Genomic DNA, 19,950 nt, shown 5'->3' on the forward strand with positions numbered 1-19,950 from the left:
ACGGTGGGGGCCTTCTTCGCATGCCCTGATCAAGAAGCCGTCGAGAGCACGTCCCGCACTTTGGCTGCACCGACCCCGATCCCGAAGATCGCCCCTGTAACCAGGAAAGTCAGTAGTGACACGGTCACGAGGACGATCGCGATTCCGACCGCTCCGATGACACTGAAGAATGTGCTCACGTGGCCTCCTCCGTTGCAGGCTCGTTGACTGGGTAATTCCCTTCAACCAGTGTCCCACGTCGTTGGATGGTACGTTGCGGTCATCACAAGTTAGATAGGTCACATTAGTGGACACTGGTTCAGTTTCGCGTCTTCCCGCCTCAGGGCTGCCCGCCTCGGCTTCACGGAGGCTCGCGGCCCTCGGCCGGGACCCCATCAACCTGCACAAGGCCCTCGCGCACGCTCCGGCCCTCTTGGCGCCGCTGCTCGATCTCATTCACGCCCTGCGCTTCGACGCCGCCGTCCCTCGCGGGCTGCGGGAACTGATGATCTGCCGGATCGCGCAACTCGAAGACTCGGCGTACGAACTCGCGCACCATCTTCCGATGGCCGCCGACGCCGGCCTTGACGCCGAGCAGCTCGATGCACTCGACCACTGGCGCGAATCCGACCGCTTCAGTGCTCCGCAGCGGGCGGTCCTCGGATACGCCGAGCACCTCGGAGCCGGAGCGCCCCGCGACGACGAGGCCCTCGGCGCCTGCTTCAGTCCCGCCGAGCAGACGGAACTCACCGTCACCGGGGCCACCTACATCGCTCTCGCGCGCATCCTGCGCGCCCTCGACGTCCGGATCGACGCCGACGTGTCCCGCTGAGGGCCGGCGTTCCCGGTTGCGTCCCTTGCCCGTTGGGTAGGTCTATGGATCGCGTCAATTCGCGATCTAGGCCGCGAACGCGGCATAGGATTTCGTGACGCGCGGAACGGGTGTCGAGTCGCTACGGGAGTGAGTGATGACCTCAGACAACGACGGTCTACTGGAAGACGAGACTCGGGCACGGACCGGTTCGGCGGTGTTCGTCTCGATCGCCGCGGCCTTGGGCGGGTTCCTGTTCGGGTATGACACGGCCGTGATCAACGGGACCGTCGAAGCCTTGGAGGCCCAATGGGGCATCGGCTCGGTCGGGACCGGCGTGGTCGTCTCCTCGGCCCTCTTGGGCTGCGCCGTCGGAGCCTGGTTCGCCGGGTCGCTCGCGAACAGGCTCGGCCGCCCGCGGGTCATGATGATCGCGGCGATCCTGTTCTTCATCAGCGCCCTCGGCAGCGCTCTGGCGACGGGCCCGGTCGATCTGACGGTCTGGCGCGTGTGCGGCGGTCTGGCGATCGGCGCGGCGAGCGTCATCGCGCCCGCCTACATCGCCGAGATCGCGCCTGCGGGCCTGCGGGGACGGCTCGGCTCGCTGCAGCAGTTCGCGATCGTGCTCGGCATCTTCTCGGCGCTGCTCGTCAACTTCGCCGTGCAGGCCGTCTCCGGCGGCGCGAGCGGCGAGGCTCCCTGGGGCGGCACCGCGTGGCGATGGATGTTCGCGGCGGAGGCCGTCCCGGCGTTCGTCTACTTCATGTTCTCGCTGCACATCCCCGAATCGCCGCGGTACCTCGTCGCCAGGCGGGAACTCGAGAGCGCCAAGGCCATCCTCGCCAAGTACGTCGGTGGGGACGTCGACGCGAAGGTCGTCGAGATCCAGGAGTCCCTGCACAGCGACAAGCCGCCGAAGATCTCGGACGTGCGCGGTCCGCGGTTCGGCCTCCTGCCGATCGTGTGGGTCGGCATCTTCCTGTCGATGTTCCAGCAGTTCGTCGGCATCAACGTCATCTTCTACTACTCGACCTCGCTGTGGCAGACGGTCGGGTTCAACGAGAACGACGCGTTCCTGACGAGCGTCATCAACTCGGTCGTGAACATCGCCGGCACCGTCCTCGCGATCTACCTGGTGGACCGGGCGGGCCGCAAGAAGCTGCTGATCACCGGCTCGGCGATCATGTTCGTCGCGCTCGGGACGATGTCGGCCGTGTTCGCGGCCGCTCCGGTCGACGCCGAGAACAACCCGCTCCTCAGCGACGCCGCGGGCGTGGTCGCCCTGATCGCGGCGAACGTCTTCGTGTTCGGCTTCGCCTTCACCTGGGGCCCGGTCGTGTGGGTGCTGCTGGGGGAGATGTTCCCCAACCGGATCCGGGCCTCGGCCCTCGGCGTCGCCGCGGCCGCGCAGTGGATCAGCAACTGGCTCATCACCGTCACGTTCCCCGAGCTCGCCCGCACCGGCCTGTTCCTGGCGTACGGCCTCTACGCGATGTTCGCGCTCATCTCGCTCTTCTTCGTCGTCAAGATGATCCCGGAGACCAAGGGCGTCGAGCTGGAGGACATGGAGGCGCTCCGAAGCGGCAAAGTGAAGGCCTGACCGCGCACGCGGCGAGGGGCGTCCCCGGGCGGGGACGCCCCTCTTCGGTTTCCGGGTGCGGGTGGTGCTGCGTTCACTCGGGTTCGGGGAGGCGAGCGCAGCGAGCGGCCGGGCGGGGTGACGGGCGCGGGCGCTATTCGTAAGCGATGGCGCTGAGGATGTCGACCCTCGACGCCCGCACCGCCGGGGCGATGGCCGCGAGGAGTCCGACGAGGACGGCCGCGACGAGGTAGCCCAGGATCAGCGGCGTCGGGACCGCGAAGACGTCGATGCTTCGTTCGGCCAGCGCGTTCTGGAGCCCCCAGCCCAGGGCCAGGCCGACCCCGATGCCGAGGACCGCGCCGAAGAGGGCGATGGTGACGCTCTCGACGGTGACCATCCGCGTGGTCTGACCGCGGGTCATGCCGATGGCCCTGAGCATTCCCAGTTCACGGGTGCGCTCGAGGATCGACAGGATCAGCGTGTTGACCACGCCGATGACGGCGACGACCATGGCCAGGCCCAGCAGCAGCTGGATCGCGATGATGGCGTAGTCGAGGAACACCGTGGCCTGCTCCGTGAACTCCTCGTGGTTCAGGACGCTGACTTCGGGTTCGTCGGCGAGGATGCCGTCCACCGCGGCGGTCACCGCCGCGACGTCGCCCCCGTCGGCCACGTCGACCAGCGCCATCGTCGGCTTGGTCGTGTAGAACTCCTCGGTGTAGGCCGGGGCGACGTACCAGCCGTCGGTGTTCTCGTTGTCGACGAGGATCGCGGTGACGGTGAACTCGTGCGGCTCCTCGCCCCTGCTGAAGGTCGCGGTGACGGTGTCCCCGACGCCGACGCCGAGCTGGTCGGCCGCCGACCGGTTGACGGCGATCTCGTCGTCGGCGAGCGTGGTCGTCTCGCCTTCGGCGAACTCGCCGCCGAACAGGCCGATGATGCCCTCGAAGTCGGTGGTGGTGTTGACGTACTGCTCGGTGCCGTCGATGTCGGCCAGGTCGTAGTACAGCTCGACGGCCGCGTCGACGTCGTCGACGGCGCGGATCTCGTCCATGACGGCCGGGTCGAAGGACGGCGTGACCGAGGCGGTGAGCGGCCCGGAGACGAACAGCTCGGCCTCGACGTTGTCCTCGTAGTAGTCCCTGAGGCTCTCCTTCACGCTGGTGAGCAGGGTCGCGGTGGCGGTCACGAGGGTCACGCCGATCATGAGCGCCGCGGCGGTGACCGCGGTGCGCCGCGGGTTGCGGCCGGCGTTGCGCCGGCCGAGCTTCCCGGCGAAGGACCACGACCACAGCAGTCCGAGCGCGCCGACGAGCGGCTTGGACAGCCACGCGGTCAGCAGGGTGACGCCGATGAAGACCAGCCCGGCGCCGCCGGCGGCGGCCATCAGGTCGGCGTCGTCGCTCCCGAGGCGCTCGGTGAGCCCCAACGCCATCGCCGCGGCGCCGGCGAGGGTGACGACGACGCCGGTGGCGGTGAGTCCGGTGATCGGCTTGTCGGCCTTGACGGCGTCCCGCATGGCCTGGACCGGCGGGATCTTGGAGGCCCGCACGGCCGGGACGAGCGCGGACAGGACGGTCACGCCGATGCCGACCGCGAGTGCGGCGATCACGGCCGTGGGCGGGATGGCCAGGCTCGACGAGCCGGCGGTGAGGAGCGAGTCGGCGACCACGGTGGTCAGCACCGCGCCGCCCGCGACGCCGACCGCGGCGCCGATGACCGAGGCGATCGCGCCCAGGAGGAGCGCTTCGGCGAGGACCGAGCGGACGATCTGGCCGCGTCCGGCGCCGATGGCGCGCATCATCGCGATCTCTTTCAGGCGTCCGGCGATGACGATGGTGAAGGTGTTGGCGATGAGGAAGATCGACACGAACACGGCCACGAGCCCGAATCCGAGGAGGAACTTCCCGATCATGCTCGTGGCCTCGGCGGTCTCGGCGCTCATCTCGGCCGTGTAGGCCTCGCGGGTGAGGGCTTCGGCCTCGGCGCCCACGGTCGCCTGGATCGCGGCGAGGAGCTCGTCGGTGTCGGCGCCTTCGGCGGCGTCGACGGCGATCATCGAGTAGACGTTCTCGCCGTCGAAGACCAGCCGCTGCGCCTCGGCGGTGGTGAACGCCAGTTCGGTCTCGCCGCCGAGGGAGTCGCGATCGCCGGGGTAGCCGTAGACGCCGACGATCGCGTACTCGGTCTTGTCGGTGGTCGCGGAGTAGGCGGTGACGGTGTCGCCGAGGCCGAGGCCGGCGTCGGTGACGAACTCGGCGGAGACGGCGACTTCGCGGTCCGTCTCGGGGGCGCGGCCTTCGCGCAGGTCGCGGTCGGTGGACCGGTCGCCCCAGTTGACGGCGAGCGTGGGGGCGAACCCGCCGACGACCTTGCCGTCGTCGCCGATGGCGTTGATCATCCAGTAGACGGTCGCGGAGACGTCGCCGACGCCCTCGGTCGCCTCGACGGCGGCCAGGGTCTCGGCGCTGACGCCCTCGCGGACGAGGCGCTCGCCGCGGGTCTCGGGTTCGACGGGGCGGACGAGGACCTCGGCGTCGGCGTAGGAGGCGCCGTTGAGATCATCTACTGTGGACTGGATTGAGGCGGTGAGGACCAGCGCGGCGGCGATGAAGGCCGAGCCGAGGACGACGGCGAGACTGGTCAGGGCCAGGCGGGCCTTGCGGGCCGCCATGCCCTTCAGGGTGGCGCGGAGCATCGCTTAGCGGGCCTCTCCAGCGATCGGGGCGTGGTTCTCGAAGCCGCGCATCGTGTCGATGACGGTGTCGGCGGTCGGCGCCTGGAGGTCGTCGACGATCTGGCCGTCGGCGAGGAAGACGACGCGGTCGGCGTGCGCGGCGGCGGTGGGGTCGTGAGTGACCATGACGATGGTCTGGCCGAAGTCGTCCACGGACTTGCGCAGGAAGCGCAGGACCTCGGTGCCCGAGCGGGTGTCGAGGTTGCCGGTGGGCTCGTCGGCGAAGACCACCTCGGGGCGGGTGGCGAGCGCGCGGGCGCACGCGACGCGCTGCTGCTGGCCGCCGGAGAGCTCGGTCGGCTTGTGGGACAGGCGGTCCTGCAGGTCGAGGGTCGCGATGATCTGGTGGATCCAAGCGGGGTCGGCCTTCGCTCCGGCGATGGAGGCGGGGAGCAGGATGTTCTCCTCGGCCGTCAGGGTCGGGAGCAGGTTGAACTGCTGGAAGATGAAGCCGATCTTGTCGCGGCGCAGCTTCGTGAGCACCTTGTCGCCCATGCCCGTGATCGAGACGCCTCCGATCTCGACGGTGCCGCGGTCGGTCGTGTCGAGGCCGGCGAGGCAGTGCATGAGGGTCGACTTGCCCGAGCCCGAGGGCCCCATGATGGCGGTGAACGCGCCGGAGGCGAACGCCACGGACACGTCGCGGAGGGCCACGACCTGGGCTTCGCCCGAGCCGTAGGCGCGCCACAGGCCGGAGGCGGTGACGGCGGCGCGGGCGCCGGTCCTGAGTCGCTGCGGGGCGGGGGGAGTGGCGAGTGGCACGGGGAGCGCCTTTCTGATCGGGTGTCTTTCCTGTTGCCACAAGGCTATGGAGCAGCGCGTCCGTGCGCTTCGGCCCGCGGGCCGGAGTTCGCGTCCTCCCCGCGGCGGAGCACCGGGTCCGGCCTCGGCCGAAAGACCGAGCGCGCGGGGGCCGCGGCTCGGTCTTCCGGCCCCTCGCGGACGGAAGCGGCGCAGGCGCGCAGACGGGAGGGGCGGCGCCGATCGGCGCCGCCCCTCACCTGGTTTCCTGTTGAGAGTTGTGGCTATTCGTAGGCGATGGCCCCGAGGACGTTGAGCTTCGCCGCGCGCGCCGCCGGGGCGATCGCCGCGAGGAGGCCCACGATCACGGCCGCCACCAGGTAGATCGCGATGAGGCCCCACGGGAGCGCGAAGCTCGACAGGCCCTCGTCTTCGAGCGCCTGCTGCACGGTCCATCCCAGACCGATGCCGACCGCGATGCCCAGCACCGCGCCGAACACGCAGATGATGACGCTCTCGACCGTGATCATCCGGCGCACCTGGCCCCGGGTCATGCCGACCGCCCGCAGGAGCCCGAGCTCGCGGGTGCGTTCGAGGACCGACAGGACCAGCGTGTTCACCACGCCGATGACGGCGATGATCATCGCCAGCGCGAGCAGGATCTGCACCGCGGCGAGGATCGTGTCCAGGCCGCTGGTCTGCTGCTCGACGAACTGGGCGTTGTTGGTGACGCTCACCTCCGGTTCGTCGGCGAGGATCTCGTCGACCTCTTCCTGGACGGCCTCCACGTCGGCGCCCTCCTCGACCGAGATGTACGCCTGCATCGGCTTGGGCAGCGTGAAGTGCTCGATCTGCTCGGGGGCGACCCACCAGCCGTTGGTGAGGTCGTAGCCCTCCAGGATCGCGGTGATCTCGAGCTCCTCGGTCTGGCCGTCGGCGAAGGTCACCTCGACGGTGTCGCCCAAGGCCACGCCGCGGTCCTCGGCGGTGCCCTCGTCGACGACGACCGTGTCCGGCGCGAGGTCCGCGACCGAGCCCTCGGCGACGGTGCCGCCGAAGACCTCGAGGGCCGATTCCAGGTCCTCGCTGGAGGCCAGCATGGCGTCCTGGCCGTCGACCCGGGTGCCGAAGAAGTCCATGTAGACGTCGCCGACCGACTCGACCTCGGGCAGGGCCCGGATCTCCTCCAGCGTCTGCGGCGAGAAGGAGGGGATGTTCGCCCCGCCTTGCGCGCCGCTGACGATCAGGTCGGAGTTCAGGTTCAGGTCGAGCACCTCGGAGGTGGTCGCCTTGATGCTGGAGACGAGCGTGGCGATCCCGGTGATGAGCGCGACGGCGATCATGAGCGCCGAGGCGGTGATCGCGGTGCGCCGCGGGTTGCGCCCGGCGTTGAGCTTGCCGAGCCGCCCGGAGAACGACCACGACATGACCGCGCCGAGGAGCGCCACGAGCGGCCGCGACAGGATCGGGGTGAGCATGGTGACGCCCACGAAGGCGATGCCCACGCCGGTGAGGATGCCGGTGAGCTCCTCGCCGCCGAGGTTGTCGGTCAGTCCGAGCGCCATGAGGACGCCGCCTGCGGCGAACACGATCGCACCGGCGATGGTGATGCCGCGCAGCGGCTTGGGCGGGTTGACCGCCTGCCGCATCGCCGCGACCGGCGGCACGCCGGAGGCCTTGACGGCCGGGACGAGCGCCGACAGCACGGTCACGCCGATGCCGACGGCCAGCGCCCACAGCGTGGTCGCCGGGATCAGCAGCGTGACCGGCAGGCCGCCCATCATGGTGGAGCTGACGATCTCGGACAGGCCCCAGCCGAGCAGGAGGCCGAGGCCGAGGCCGAGGATCGAGGCGATGACGCCGATGACGACCGCCTCGGTGAGGACCGAGCGGACCACCTGGCCGCGTCCGGCGCCGATGGCGCGCAGGAGCGCGAGTTCGCGCTGGCGCTGGGCGACGATGATCGTGAAGGTGTTGATGATCAGGAAGATCGACACGAACACGGCGACCAGACCGAAGCCGAGGAAGATGTAGCCCATGAAGTCGGAGACGGCGGCGAAGCCCTGTGCGGCCTCTTCGCTCGCCTGCTCGCCGGTCTGGACCTTGAAGTCGGAGCCGATCGCGTCCGCGACCGCTTCGGTGGAGACCTCGTCGCCGTAGACGTAGACGGAGGTGTAGACGTCTTCGCCGCCGGTCATCATCTGCTGGGCGGCGGGGGTCGTGAAGGCCACCTGAGTCTCGCCCGCGAGGGAGTCGCGGTCGCCCGAAAGCCCGTAGACGCCGACGATCTCGAAGTCGGTCCGGTCGGCGGTGTAGGAGTAGACGGTGACGGTGTCGCCCACGCCGTAGCCGGAGTCGGCGGCGAACTTGGCGGAGACGGCGACCTCGTCGTCGGCTTCGGGGCCGCGGCCCTCGCGCATCGTCAGGTAGTCGTTCTGACCCTCCCCGGACTCCCAGTTGAGACCGATGGTAGGTGCGAAGGTGCCGACGAGCTTGCCGTTGTCGCCGATGGCGTTGACCTGGCCCTCGACCGCGCCGTCGGCGCGTTCGACGCTGTCGACGGCGCGGATCGCCTCGACGGTCTCGGCGGGGATGTTCTGGGCGGCGGCGTTGGCGGGCTGGTCGAAGCCGCCCGTCGTCTCGGGGGTGACGACCGCGTCGACGCCGGTGTAGGCGTCGGCGATGACGCCGGAGACGGACTTCTCCATGGTGGCGGTCAGGACCATCGCGGCGGCGACGAACATGGTGCCGAGGACGACGGCGAGGCTGGTGAGGACGAGCCGGGCTTTGCGGCTGGCCATGCCCTTCAGGGTGGCGCGCAGCATGACTAGGCGTTCTCCCCTTGGGACGCGGCGACGAGCTCTTCGAATCGCTTCATCTTGTCGATGACCTTGTCGGCGGTCGGGTCGGCCATGTCCTCGACGATCTGGCCGTCGGCGAGGAAGACGACGCGGTCGGCGTACGCGGCGGCGTTCGGGTCGTGCGTGACCATGACGATGGTCTGCCCGAATTCGTCCACACTGGTGCGCAGGAACCGGAGCACCTCGGCGCCGGAGCGGGTGTCGAGGTTGCCGGTGGGCTCGTCGGCGAAGACCACGTCCGGGCGCGAGGCGAGGGCGCGGGCGCAGGCGACGCGCTGCTGCTGGCCGCCGGAGAGCTCGGTCGGCTTGTGGGACAGGCGGTCGGTCAGGTCCAGGGTGTGGATGATCCGCTTGACCCAGTCGGGGTCGGCCTTGACGCCGGCGATGGCCGCGGGGAGGGTGATGTTCTCTTCCGCGGTGAGGGTGGGCAGCAGGTTGAACTGCTGGAAGATGAAGCCGATCTTGTCGCGGCGGAGTTTGGTGAGGTCCTTGTCGCCGAGACCGGTGAGCGCGGTGCCTCCGACGTGGACGGTGCCGCGGTCGGTGGTGTCGAGGCCGGCGAGGCAGTGCATGAGGGTGGACTTGCCCGAGCCCGAGGGGCCCATGATGGCGGTGAACGCGCCGGAGGCGAACTCGACCGAGACGTCGCGGAGGGCGACGACCTGGGCTTCGCCGGAGCCGTAGGCCTTCCATACGCCTTCGGCCGATACGGCGGTGGTGGTGACGGGGGATGCGGTGGACACGACGCTCTCGCTTTCGATGAAGGTGTCGATGTACCGAGGGATTTCGGTGTGTTGGGTTCCTGAGCCGCGTGACGCCGTTCGCATTGGCGCTATGCGTGATGCGAACTGATGACGTCGACGCGTTTTGTGACATCATAACTGATGTCATTCCGCGTCGCGGTACGAGTGATCATGGTTCGACGATAGGAGTTCCCGGCCCGGCGCGCATCCACTTTGGGAAGGGTCTTGGTCTACGTCGTGAGGGGGAGGCGGCGGTACCGAGGTACGACCTTCCGCGGGGGCGTCAGTCGGTTCGCCCGGGTTTGACGAGGCCGCTCTCGTAGGCGAGGACGACCGCCTGGACCCGGTCGCGGACGCCGAGCTTGGTGAGCAGATGGCCCACGTGGGTCTTCACGGTGGTCTCGCCGACCGTCAGCGCGTCGGCGATCTCCGCGTTCGTGAGGCCCTTCGCCAAGAGCAGCAGGACCTCACGTTCGCGAGCGGTCAGGCAGTCCACGATCGCGGGTCTGCGGTCGCCGTCGTTGCCGCGGTGCTCCGCGAAGCGTCCCAGCAGGGTCGAGAGGATGTGCGGGGCGACCACCGCGCCGCCGCGGTGGACGGTCCGGATGGCCTCGACCAGGTCGGCGGCGGGGGCGTCCTTGGTGAGGAACCCGGCGGCCCCGGCCCGCAGCGCCCCGACCACGTACTCGTCCAGGTCGAACGTGGTCAGCACCAGCACCCGGGTCGGCAGGTTCGCGCCGACGATGTCGGCGGTCGCGGCCACCCCGTCGCGGCGGGGCATGCGGATGTCCATGAGGACCACGTCGGGCACGAGCCGCCTGGTGAGCTCGAAGGCCTCGACCCCGTCGCCGGCCTCGCCCACGATGTCGATGTCGGTCTCGGCGCCGAGGACCATCTTGAACCCCGCTCGCAGCAGTTGCTGGTCGTCGGCCAGCAGCAGGCGGATCGGCTTGTCGCTCAACGTGTGACTCCCTGAAGGTGCGCGTTCTTGGGAAAGCGGGCCTCGACGAGGTAACCGCCGCCGGGCCGGGGCCCGGCTTCGAGGGTGCCGCCGTAGAGCGTGGCGCGCTCCCTCATGCCGATGAGGCCGTGCCCGCCGGAGAACCCGTCGACGACGGGCGCGCCGTGCCCGGAGTCGCCGACCGAGATCCGGAACTCCCGTTCGCCGTAGTCGACGACGACCCCGGCCCTGGCCTGGGGCCCGGCGTGCTTGAGCGTGTTCGTCAGCGCCTCCTGGACGATCCGGAAGACCGCCAGGCTCACGCCCGTCGGCAGCGGGTACTCCTCGCCGCGGACCGTGTAGCGCACCGGCAGGCCGGCGTCCTTGGTCTGCGCGACCAGCGCCCGCAGCGAGTCCACTGTAGGCTGCGGTTCGAGGTCGGCGGCGCCGCCCTCGTCGTGGCCCTGCCGCAGCACGGTGAGGATGTCCCGCATCTCGCGCAGCGCGGTGCGGGCGGTCTGGTTCACCGTGGTCAGCGCCTCCTCGGCGGCGTCGGGGTCGTGGCGCAGGACCCGTTTGGCCCCTTCGGACATGACGCCGATGACGGAGATGTGGTGCGCGACCACGTCGTGCAGTTCCCGGGCGATGCGCCGCTGCTCGTCGGCCACCGCTTGGGCCGCGAGCGCCTCCTGGCGCTCCTCGGCGAACCGCGCCCGCTCCGAGAGCTCCTCGACCTTCTCGCGTCGGTTGCGCATGACCCACCCGATCCAGAAGACCGTCGTGGCGAGGAGGAGGTTGAGCACCGATATCAGCGTGCTCGTCAGATGGTCGCCGTCCTCGGTGAACGCGGTGGACTGGACGATCAGCACCACCGGCACCCAGATGACCATGCCGGCGACCAGTGCCTTCGCCAGCGGCCGGTAGGCGGCCGCGGTGTAGGTCAGGACGAACATCCCGACGCCGCTGTCCATCCCCAGCGCCTGCACCGGTTCGACGAGCACCGCCACCGTCACGATCGCCAGCGCCAGCCCGACGCCGCCCCAGAACCACGTGCGCCGCAAGCAGATCACGGAGAACGGCACGGCGATCAATCCCGCGTCGGCCCACGTGAGGGTCTCGTCGGTGCCCACCGCCAACGAGATCGCGAAGAAACCGATGTACCCGACGGCGAGGACGAGCGCCAGCAGCGTGTCGGCCAGGAGCGGGCGGGCGTGGATCGCGCACCGCAGGCGTCGGAAGGAGAAGGCGACTTGCACGCTCTACACCGTATCCGCCGTTCACTCCTGTTTCATCGAACGTGAGAATGATCCAGGCGTCCGCCTCAGGGAGGAGGCCTCCCCGCCACGCTCACGGAGGAGGGATCTCCTCGACGGGCGCCGCCTGGAGCGGCAGGGCGTCGGCCGGCATCTCGAGCCCGGGGAGCACCGTCGGCAGCGGGTAGGTCGGCGGCTCGCCGCCGAACTCCGGGCACCGCGCCTGATGGGCGCACCAGCCGCACAGCTTCGACTTCTGCGCCCGGAACTCGCCCGTGGCGATCGCCTCGCGCATCGTGGCCCACAGCGCCTTGAGCGTCTTCTCGAACCCGATCAGCTCGCGCTCGTTGGGGGAGTAGTCGAGCGTCTGGCCGTCGCCCAGGTACATCAGCCGCAGCAGCGTCGGCACCGTGCCCCGCGTGCGCCACCACACGAGGGCGTAGAACTTCATCTGGAACAGCGCCTTGTCCGCGAAGCGATCCGGCGGGCGCTTCCCGGTCTTGTAGTCCACCAGCCGCACGAGCCCGTCGCGGTTGACGTCGGCCCGGTCGATGAAGCCCTTGAGCTGCGTGCCGTCGTCCAACGTGGTCTGGACCAGGCACTCGGTGCGATGCGGCTGGAGCCGTTGCGGGTCCTCCATGCTGAAGTACGTCTCGACCAGGCGCCGGACGCCCCGCAGCCAGTCCGACTCGTCGTCGAGGCCGTCGAACAGCGCGGCGTACTCGGGCGAGGACTGCAGCTTCGACCACTCCGGCTCGATCATCGCCAGCGCCTGGGTCGGCGTCCGCCTGCCCGCGTCGAGCTCGTACAGCCGCTCGAGCACCGCGTGCACGAGCGTGCCCTGCACCTGGGCCTTCGAAGGCGGCTCGGGAAGGCGGTCCACCGCCCGGAAGCGGTACAGCAGCGGGCATTGCTTGAAATCCCCGGCTCGAGAAGGCGACAGCTGAGTCGGTCGGGCGGCATGCGGCATCCTTCGAGCATAGGACCGGGCGCCGACATACCGCCCGGGCGGCTGGAGATTTTAACATAACAAGCGTACTGTTTGAGGTATGACGAGCGACGAACGCACCTCCGCCGGCCACGCCCTCTCCTTCGGTCAGGCCGCCGACCTCTACGACGCCATCCGCCCCACCTACCCCGCCGAGGCCCTCGAATGGATGCTCGGTCCCGCACCCAAGGACGTCGTCGACGTCGGCGCGGGAACCGGACTGCTCACCCGCGGCGTCATCGCGCTGGGCCACCGCGTCACCGCCGTCGACCCCGACGACCTGATGCTCGCCAAGCTCACCGCCTCCAGTCCCGGCCTCGCCGCCGCCCACACCGGCGCCGCCGAAGCCCTGCCCCTGCCCGACGCCTCAGCCGACGTCATCACCGCGGGCCAGGCCTTCCACTGGTTCGACCGGCCCCGAGCCCTCCCCGAACTGCGCCGCGTCCTCAAACCCGGCGGCGTTCTCGCCCCCGTCTGGAACATGCGCGACGAGTCCGTCGACTGGGTCGCCCGGCTCACGGCGATCATCAGCAACTCCCGAGGCGAACTCACCCCGACCGACGCCGACGCCCCCGGGTACTTCGCCCCCGACTTCGGCGAGGTCGAGACGCGCGTCTTTCACCACGGCAAGCCCTTCGACCGCGACGGGCTCATCCGCCTCGTGCAGTCCCGCTCCTACTACCTGACCGCCGACGCCGAACGGCGGCGCGAGCTCACCGAGGCCGTCGGCGACCTGGCCGACACGCACCCCGACCTGGCCGGCAAGGACACGTTCACCATGCCCTACGTGACCTGCGCCTTCCGGGTCCATCCCGCCTGAGCCGCACCGACCTCCCGCAAACCGCGCCCGGCTCGCCCGAGCCGGGCGCGTAGCATTGCCGCCGATGTCCACCACCAACGTCCTGGCCTTCCGCCGCAGCGGATTCACCCTGCTGCGCTTCAAGGGCATCCCGGTCACCCTCGGCTACACCTGGCTCCTGCTGGCGGCCGTCGTCGTGATCGTCTACGCCCCGATCGTGCAGCGCTCGGTCCCCGGCCTGAGCGTCGGCGCCGCACTCGTCGTCGCGGCGCTCTTCGCCCTCACCCTGCTCGTCTCCGTCTTCCTCCACGAACTCGGCCACGCCCTCGTGAGCCTGCGTGCAGGCATCGGGGTCCGCCGGATCAACCTGGACGCCCTCGGCGGCTTCACCGAGATGGACCGCGAGGCCCCCCGACCCGGCACGGCCGCCGCCATCGCGCTGGCCGGCCCCGCCGTCTCGGCCGCCCTCGGCGGCATCGGCCTGGCCGGGCTCTTCATCACCGTCCCGGGCTCGCTGTCCTGGCAGCTGTCCTTCCAGGTCTGCGTCGCGAACCTCCTCGTCGCCGTCTACAACCTGCTGCCGGGCCTGCCCCTGGACGGCGGCAAGGCCCTCCAGGCCGGCATCTGGGCCGCCACCGGCGACCGCTGGACCGGCTACCGGGTCGCCGGCTGGGCGGGCCGCGTCGTCGCCCTCGCCACCCTCGCGGCGGGCCTGTGGCTGTTCACCGCGCGCTGGTTCTCCGGCTTCGGGCTGATCCTGCTCGTCTTCGTCGCCTTCGAGCTCTGGCGCGGCGCGTCCTCCGCGATCCGCGCCGCCCGCATGGGCCCGCGCGTCAAGGCCCTCGACGCCGCCGCGCTGGCCCGCCCGGTGGCCCTCGTGCCCGCCGCCGCGACCCTCGGCGAAGCGCTGGCGACCGCGGCCGGGCGCGAGGTCGTCGCGGTCGACGGCCGTCCCGTCGGGGTGCTCGACCGCGCCGCGGCCGATGCCGTCCCGGCCGACCAGGTCGGCGCGATGCCCCTGGCCGGGCTGCTGCGCTCGGCGACGTCCATCCCCGGCATCGAGGCCGACCTCAAGGGCCAGGCCCTGGTGGACGCGATCGGCAGGACCGGGGCCGAGCGGTTCTTCGTGGTCGATGAGGGCCGCCTGACAGGCCTGCTCTACACCGCCGACGTGGTCAAAGCCCTCCGTTAAGATGCTTCGGACCTAGCGGGCCTCGGCGACGCTCGCAAGCCGTACATGAGCAAGGAGACACGAGGCAAGTGGCATCTGACCTGCTGGAGCCGGGCGACCGCGTCCAGCTGACCGACGCGAAGGGCCGCATGGCCACCATCACCCTCGTCGAGGGCGGCGCGTTCCACACTCATCGGGGCAGACTCTTCCACGACGACCTCATCGGCCGGCCCGACGGCGTCACCGTCACCACCGAGGGCGGCACCGCCTACCTGGCGCTGCGCCCGCTGCTGCCGGACTACGGCCTGTCGATGCGCCGCGGCGCCCAGGTCATCTACCCCAAGGACATCGCCCAGATCCTCACCTTCGGCGACATCTACCCCGGCTCGCGCGTCGTCGAGGCCGGCGCCGGGTCGGGCGCGCTGACGAACTGGCTCCTGCGGGCCACCGGCCCCACCGGGCACGTCTACTCGTGGGAGCTGCGAGAGGACTTCGCGAAGATCGCCAAGGAGAACGTCGAGGGCTACTACGGCGAGGTCCCCGAGCACTGGACCCTGACGGTGGGGGACGTGGCGGAGGCCGACCTGGAGCCGGTCGACCGGATCGTGCTCGACATGCTCTCCCCGTGGGACGTGCTGGACACTGTGGAGCGCATCCTGCGCCCCGGCGGCGTCTTCGTCGGCTACGTCGCCACCACCACGCAGCTGTCGGAACTCGTCGAGGCCCTGCGCGAGCGAAGGACCTTCACCGAGCCCTCGGCGTGGGAGTCCCTCATCCGCGGCTGGCACCTCGAAGGCCTCGCGGTGCGCCCGGACCACCGCATGATCGCCCACACCGCGTTCCTCGTGACCGCCCGCAAACTCGCTCCGGGCACGGTGGCGCCCACGCGAAAGCTCAAGCCCTCCAAGGGGCAGCAGGCACTGCGCGAGCGCAAGGAGCGGATCGCCGCCGAGGCCGACGCCCGCGCGGCCGAAGCGGCCGAGGCCGAGCGCGACGACGCCGAATCGTAACGATCCCATCACGAACTGAGTCGGATTCACGACTTTTCAAGCGCTGAAACGGGACAGGGCGGGGTGTCCGATCGGCGCACCCCGCCCCTCGCTAGTCGTCCGCCCCCGGGCCCGCCACGGGCGTCTTGTCCCTCCGGTCGCGGACGTAGATGCACTCGCCCGGGCAGTCGTGAGCCGCGTTCATGATCTCCAGTCGCAGGTGCTCAGGCACCTCGACTTGCGAACCGGCGGTAGTCAACAACTCGCCCTGAGTGTCCTTCACGTAGGCGAGTCCGTCGATGTCGAACTCGAAAACCGAGGGCGCATATTGCACGCACAACCCGTCCCCTGTGCAGGCGTCCTGGTCGATAGACACTTCCAGTTCACGTTCCTCAGCCATGTCCCCCAGATTAATTGCCGCGAAGAAGCTGGCGCAATGTCGGTGTCGAGTCTTACTATTGGCCTCCCCAGCCAGCTACGGTTGGAGTAGGACAACCCTCACTCGGGAGGTGTGACCCGTGGCACGTAGCAACGATGACCGTCGACAGGGGCTGGGCCAGGGCCCAGAGCACGACGAACTGTCAGGACAGGTCGAAGAGCTCCAGGAAGAACTGGCCGCTGCCCGACGCCGTCTCACCGAAACGCCCCGACACATGCACATTCTGGAGGAGCGGCTCGCCGCCGCCCAATCCCAGATCGACCGCTTGTCGGAGCAGAACGAACGACTCGTGGGGACCTTGAAAGAGGCCCGCGAGCAGATCGTCTCGCTGAAGGAGGAGATCGACCGGCTCGCACAGCCGCCGTCCGGTTACGGCGTGTTCCTGGGAGCCCGTGAAGACGGCACCGTCGACGTCTTCACCTCCGGGAGGAAGTTCCGCGTCTCGCTCGCGCCGTCCATCGACGTCGACGAGCTCGAACGCGGTCAGGAAGTCCTGCTCAACGACGCGATGAACGTGGTCGAGGTGCTCGATTACGAGCGCATCGGCGAGGTCGTGACGCTCAAGGAGCTGATCGAGAGCCCGGACGGACCGCCCGACCGGGCGCTGGTGACCAGTCACGCCGACGAGGAGCGGGTCGTGCTGCTCTCGGACGCGCTCATCAACTCGCCGCTGCGGGCGGGCGACTCGGTCATGATCGAGCCGCGCGCCGGGTACGCGTACGAGCGCATCCAGAAGAGCGAGGTCGAAGAGCTCGTCCTCGAAGAGGTCCCCGACGTCGACTACTACGACATCGGCGGCCTCGACGGCCAGATCGAGATGATCCGCGACGCCGTGGAGCTCCCGTTCCTGCACGCCGACCTCTTCCGCGAGCACGAGCTGCGCCCGCCCAAGGGCATCCTGCTCTACGGCCCGCCCGGCTGCGGCAAGACGCTCATCGCCAAGGCCGTCGCCAACTCGCTGGCCAAGAAGGTCGCCGAGATGCGCGGCGAGGAGGCCTCCGGCAGGAGCTACTTCCTCAACATCAAGGGCCCCGAGTTGCTGAACAAGTACGTCGGCGAGACCGAGCGGCACATTCGCCTGGTCTTCCAGCGGGCCCGCGAGAAGGCGTCCGAAGGGATGCCGGTGATCGTGTTCTTCGACGAGATGGACTCGATATTCCGCACCCGCGGGTCCGGCGTGTCCTCCGACGTCGAGAACACCATCGTCCCGCAGCTGCTGTCGGAGATCGACGGCGTGGAGGGCCTGGAGAACGTCATCGTCATCGGCGCCTCCAACCGCGAGGACATGATCGACCCGGCGATCCTGCGGCCCGGCCGCCTGGACGTCAAGATCAAGATCGAGCGGCCCGACGCCGAATCCGCGAAGGACATCTTCTCGAAGTACATCACCACGACCCTGCCGCTCCACGACGACGACCTCGTCGAGCACGACAAGGACCGCGAGGCCACGGTGAACTCGATGATCCAGGCGGTCGTCGAGCGCATGTACTCCGAAGTGGACGAGAACCGGTTCCTGGAGGTCACCTACGCCGACGGCGACAAGGAGGTCCTGTACTTCAAGGACTTCAACTCCGGCGCGATGATCGAGAACATCGTCGCCCGGGCGAAGAAGATGGCCATCAAGGACTTCCTGACGCACCAGTCGAAGGGCATCCGGCTGAGCCACCTCATCGACGCCACCGTGGACGAGTTCCGCGAGAACGAGGACCTGCCGAACACCACCAACCCGGACGACTGGGCCCGGATCTCCGGCAAGAAGGGCGAGCGGATCGTCTACATCCGCACGCTCGTCTCCGGCAAGGGCCCCGACTCCGGCCGCAGCATCGACACCGTGTCGAACACGGGTCAGTACCTGTAGCGGAACACGCGCGATCGATCGGCCGGCGGGTCTTCCCGCCGGCCGATCGGCGCACCCGACCACGTGTCGCGGCCCTGATCGCGGGTAACCGGTCGCCATGAGAACCGAGAACCTGAACGGCGTGCAGCTCGGCGGCCGAGATTTCGAATCGTCTCCGATCAGAGGGGGCGGCGGCGCGCCGGAAGGGACTAGGCTCGAAGGCATGACCGTACGCCGCATTATGGGCACCGAGATCGAATACGGGATCTCCGTGCCGGGCCAGCCGGGTGCCAACCCGATGGTGACCTCCTCGCAGATCGTCAACGCCTACGCCGCCCGCCCCGAGCTCTCCAAGGGCGGACGCGCCAGGTGGGACTACGAGGAGGAGACCCCCCTGCGGGACGCGCGCGGCTTCACGTACACCGGCGCCCTCTACGACCCCGCGGAGAACCTCGCCGACGAGGACTCCGGGCTCGCGAACGTCATCCTCACCAACGGCGCCCGCCTCTACGTCGACCACGCGCACCCCGAGTACTCCACGCCCGAGGTCACCAACCCGCGCGAGATCGTCCTGTTCGACAAGGCCGGCGAGATGACCATGGCCGAGGCCGCCCTCCGCGCGGCCCACACCCCCGGCATCGGTCCGATCAACCTCTACAAGAACAACACCGACAACAAGGGCGCCTCCTACGGCGCGCACGAGAACTACCTCATGTCGCGCCAGACCCCGTTCGCCGACATCGTCGCCCACTTCACGCCGTTCCTGGTCACCCGCCAGGTCTTCTGCGGCGCCGGGCGCATCGGCATCGGCCAGGACGCCTCCGAGCACCGGTTCCAGATCTCCCAGCGCGCCGACTTCTTCGAGGTCGAGGTCGGCCTGGAGACCACGCTCAAGCGGCCCATCATCAACACCCGCGACGAGCCGCACGCCGACGCCGAGCGCTACCGCCGCCTGCACGTCATCATCGGCGACGCCAACCTCGCCGAGTACGCCACCTTCCTCAAGGTCGGCACCGCCTCGATCGTGCTGTCCATGATCGAGTCCGGCGTCTTCGACGGCACCCTCGGCATCGCCGAGCCCGTCGCCGAACTCCGCGCCGTCAGCCACGACCCCTCGCTCAAGCACAAGATCGAGCTGCGCAACGGCAAGCGCCTCACCGCCGTCGAACTCCAGCAGTCCATCCTGGAGCAGGCCGAGGCCTACTGCGGCGCCGACGCCGACCCCGACACGCGAGAAGTCCTCGACCAGTGGGCGTTCGTGCTCGACACCCTGGCCCGCGACCCGATGGAACTGGCCGACATGCTCGACTGGCCCGCGAAGCTCTCGCTGCTCAACCGCTACCGCGAGCGCGAGAACCTCGACTGGGGCTCCGCGAAGCTCCAGGCCATCGACCTGCAGTACCACGACGTGCGCCCCGAGAAGGGCCTCTACCACCGCCTCGTCGCCCGCGGGCAGATGAAGCGCCTCCTGACCGACACCGAGATCATCGACGCGATGACCGAGCCGCCGAGCGACACGCGGGCGTTCTTCCGCGGCCGGTGCCTCGCGAAATACCCCTCCGAGGTCGTCGCGGCCTCCTGGGACTCGGTCATCTTCGACGTCGGCGCCGACTCGCTCGTGCGAGTGCCCATGATGGAGCCCGAAAAAGGCACCAAAGCCCACGTGGGGGAGCTGTTCGAACGCTGCGAGGCGGCGAAGGACCTCCTCGACGTCATCACCGCCGATTAGGCGTCCATTTTTCGTCCGCGGGAATATTGCACGGCGGTACGGCGTCGTATCTGGCGTGCTGTCGTACTCTCGCGGTACGGTTTAGGCACCGTCGAGGTAGAAGGGAACAGCTATGGCAGCGAAGGACTCCGGCGGGCAGTCGCAGTCGCAGCGGTCGCGGCAGGAATCAGATGCCGAGGCCACCGAGGCCGCTGTAGACCCCGAGATTGCCGAACGCCATGAAGCGATCACCGAAGAAGTCGACGACCTGCTCGACGAGATCGACGACGTCCTGGAGACCAACTCCGAGGAATTCGTCCGCTCGTTCGTGCAAAAGGGCGGCCAGTAGCAAGCCCCCTGCAGGTGACAAGG

17 protein-coding genes are annotated in these 19,950 nt (G+C 69.4%); 8 read left to right on the top strand and 9 right to left on the bottom strand.

What is annotated here, in order from left to right; all coding sequences use genetic code 11:
- Positions 1-29: 29 nt before the first annotated feature.
- Entirely contained in the window at positions 30-179 is a 150-nt protein-coding gene (locus K3N28_RS07965) for a hypothetical protein (protein ID WP_228091959.1), read from the bottom strand.
- A 107-nt stretch (positions 180-286) separates the two neighbouring features.
- Here K3N28_RS07965 and K3N28_RS07970 point away from each other — a divergent pair, with 107 nt between their 5' ends.
- Both K3N28_RS07970 and K3N28_RS07975 read left to right on the top strand, forming a co-directional pair.
- A complete protein-coding gene (locus tag K3N28_RS07970) occupies positions 287-811 on the top strand; it encodes a carboxymuconolactone decarboxylase family protein (RefSeq protein ID WP_228091960.1) in 525 nt (174 codons plus the stop codon).
- Between the two features lie 136 nt (positions 812-947).
- Positions 948-2,390, top strand: a complete 1,443-nt coding sequence (locus K3N28_RS07975) for a sugar porter family MFS transporter (protein WP_228091961.1) — start codon at positions 948-950, stop codon at positions 2,388-2,390.
- A gap of 133 nt (positions 2,391-2,523) precedes the next feature.
- On the opposite strand, the gene K3N28_RS07980 is transcribed toward K3N28_RS07975, so the two are convergent.
- The 7 genes from K3N28_RS07980 to K3N28_RS08010 form a co-directional block, all read right to left on the bottom strand.
- Positions 2,524-5,070 carry an ABC transporter permease gene (locus tag K3N28_RS07980; RefSeq protein WP_228091962.1) on the bottom strand — a complete coding sequence of 849 codons (2,547 nt, stop codon included), beginning with the start codon at positions 5,068-5,070 and terminating at the stop codon, positions 2,524-2,526.
- 3 nt (positions 5,071-5,073) lie between these two features.
- Positions 5,074-5,871 carry an ABC transporter ATP-binding protein gene (locus tag K3N28_RS07985; RefSeq protein ID WP_228091963.1) on the bottom strand — a complete coding sequence of 266 codons (798 nt, stop codon included), beginning with the start codon at positions 5,869-5,871 and terminating at the stop codon, positions 5,074-5,076.
- A 263-nt stretch (positions 5,872-6,134) separates the two neighbouring features.
- Entirely contained in the window at positions 6,135-8,651 is a 2,517-nt protein-coding gene (locus tag K3N28_RS07990; protein WP_228091964.1) for an ABC transporter permease, read from the bottom strand.
- 26 nt (positions 8,652-8,677) lie between these two features.
- Complete coding sequence (locus tag K3N28_RS07995) at positions 8,678-9,454, bottom strand: ABC transporter ATP-binding protein (protein ID WP_228091965.1); 777 nt, start codon at positions 9,452-9,454, stop codon at positions 8,678-8,680.
- A 283-nt stretch (positions 9,455-9,737) separates the two neighbouring features.
- A complete protein-coding gene (locus K3N28_RS08000) occupies positions 9,738-10,415 on the bottom strand; it encodes a response regulator transcription factor (RefSeq protein ID WP_228091966.1) in 678 nt (225 codons plus the stop codon).
- The gene (locus tag K3N28_RS08005) at positions 10,412-11,650 is read right to left on the bottom strand and encodes a sensor histidine kinase (RefSeq protein ID WP_228091967.1); all 1,239 of its coding nucleotides are present in this window, start codon (positions 11,648-11,650) and stop codon (positions 10,412-10,414) included. Before K3N28_RS08005 ends, K3N28_RS08000 begins: the two co-directional genes overlap by 4 nt.
- A 91-nt stretch (positions 11,651-11,741) precedes the next feature.
- Complete coding sequence (locus K3N28_RS08010; RefSeq protein ID WP_228091968.1) at positions 11,742-12,617, bottom strand: RecB family exonuclease; 876 nt, start codon at positions 12,615-12,617, stop codon at positions 11,742-11,744.
- Positions 12,618-12,696: 79 nt separating this feature from the next.
- Between K3N28_RS08010 and K3N28_RS08015 the strand changes: the two genes are divergently transcribed.
- The 3 genes from K3N28_RS08015 to K3N28_RS08025 all read left to right on the top strand — a co-directional run bounded on the left by K3N28_RS08015 (position 12,697) and on the right by K3N28_RS08025 (position 15,615).
- Positions 12,697-13,455, top strand: coding sequence for a class I SAM-dependent methyltransferase (locus tag K3N28_RS08015; RefSeq protein WP_228091969.1), 759 nt, complete (start codon positions 12,697-12,699; stop codon positions 13,453-13,455).
- 64 nt (positions 13,456-13,519) lie between these two features.
- Positions 13,520-14,626 (top strand): M50 family metallopeptidase, encoded by a 1,107-nt coding sequence (locus K3N28_RS08020; RefSeq protein ID WP_228091970.1) that lies wholly within the window; start codon positions 13,520-13,522, stop codon positions 14,624-14,626.
- A 128-nt stretch (positions 14,627-14,754) separates the two neighbouring features.
- Positions 14,755-15,615: a tRNA (adenine-N1)-methyltransferase gene (locus K3N28_RS08025; protein WP_374209732.1), complete on the top strand. Its 861-nt coding sequence runs from the start codon at positions 14,755-14,757 to the stop codon at positions 15,613-15,615.
- A 91-nt stretch (positions 15,616-15,706) separates the two neighbouring features.
- On the opposite strand, the gene K3N28_RS08030 is transcribed toward K3N28_RS08025, so the two are convergent.
- Positions 15,707-15,994, bottom strand: a complete 288-nt coding sequence (locus K3N28_RS08030) for a ferredoxin (RefSeq protein WP_228091972.1) — start codon at positions 15,992-15,994, stop codon at positions 15,707-15,709.
- 118 nt (positions 15,995-16,112) lie between these two features.
- Between K3N28_RS08030 and arc the strand changes: the two genes are divergently transcribed.
- From arc to K3N28_RS08045, 3 genes are all read left to right on the top strand, one after another.
- Entirely contained in the window at positions 16,113-17,891 is a 1,779-nt protein-coding gene (gene arc / locus K3N28_RS08035) for a proteasome ATPase (protein WP_374209720.1), read from the top strand.
- Positions 17,892-18,093: 202 nt separating this feature from the next.
- The gene (gene dop, locus K3N28_RS08040; RefSeq protein ID WP_228091974.1) at positions 18,094-19,599 is read left to right on the top strand and encodes a depupylase/deamidase Dop; all 1,506 of its coding nucleotides are present in this window, start codon (positions 18,094-18,096) and stop codon (positions 19,597-19,599) included.
- A 112-nt stretch (positions 19,600-19,711) separates the two neighbouring features.
- Entirely contained in the window at positions 19,712-19,927 is a 216-nt protein-coding gene (locus K3N28_RS08045) for a ubiquitin-like protein Pup (RefSeq protein ID WP_228091975.1), read from the top strand.
- Positions 19,928-19,950 lie beyond the last annotated feature (23 nt).

The sequence above is a fragment of the Glycomyces sp. TRM65418 genome (assembly GCF_019710475.1).
In the GTDB taxonomy this organism is placed as follows: Bacteria; Actinomycetota; Actinomycetes; order Mycobacteriales; family Micromonosporaceae; genus Glycomyces.

Coding starts and splice junctions, on each gene's coding strand:
- K3N28_RS08045 (WP_228091975.1), top strand. CDS start 19,712: ATGGCAGCGAAGGACTCCGGCGGGCAGTCGCAGTCGCAGCGGTCGCGG.
- K3N28_RS08030 (WP_228091972.1), bottom strand. CDS start 15,994: ATGGCTGAGGAACGTGAACTGGAAGTGTCTATCGACCAGGACGCCTGC.
- K3N28_RS07990 (WP_228091964.1), bottom strand. CDS start 8,651: ATGGCCAGCCGCAAAGCCCGGCTCGTCCTCACCAGCCTCGCCGTCGTC.
- K3N28_RS08015 (WP_228091969.1), top strand. CDS start 12,697: ATGACGAGCGACGAACGCACCTCCGCCGGCCACGCCCTCTCCTTCGGT.
- K3N28_RS07975 (WP_228091961.1), top strand. CDS start 948: ATGACCTCAGACAACGACGGTCTACTGGAAGACGAGACTCGGGCACGG.
- K3N28_RS07980 (WP_228091962.1), bottom strand. CDS start 5,070: ATGCTCCGCGCCACCCTGAAGGGCATGGCGGCCCGCAAGGCCCGCCTG.
- K3N28_RS08020 (WP_228091970.1), top strand. CDS start 13,520: ATGTCCACCACCAACGTCCTGGCCTTCCGCCGCAGCGGATTCACCCTG.
- K3N28_RS08025 (WP_374209732.1), top strand. CDS start 14,755: ATGGCCACCATCACCCTCGTCGAGGGCGGCGCGTTCCACACTCATCGG.
- dop (WP_228091974.1), top strand. CDS start 18,094: ATGACCGTACGCCGCATTATGGGCACCGAGATCGAATACGGGATCTCC.
- K3N28_RS08010 (WP_228091968.1), bottom strand. CDS start 12,617: ATGCCGCATGCCGCCCGACCGACTCAGCTGTCGCCTTCTCGAGCCGGG.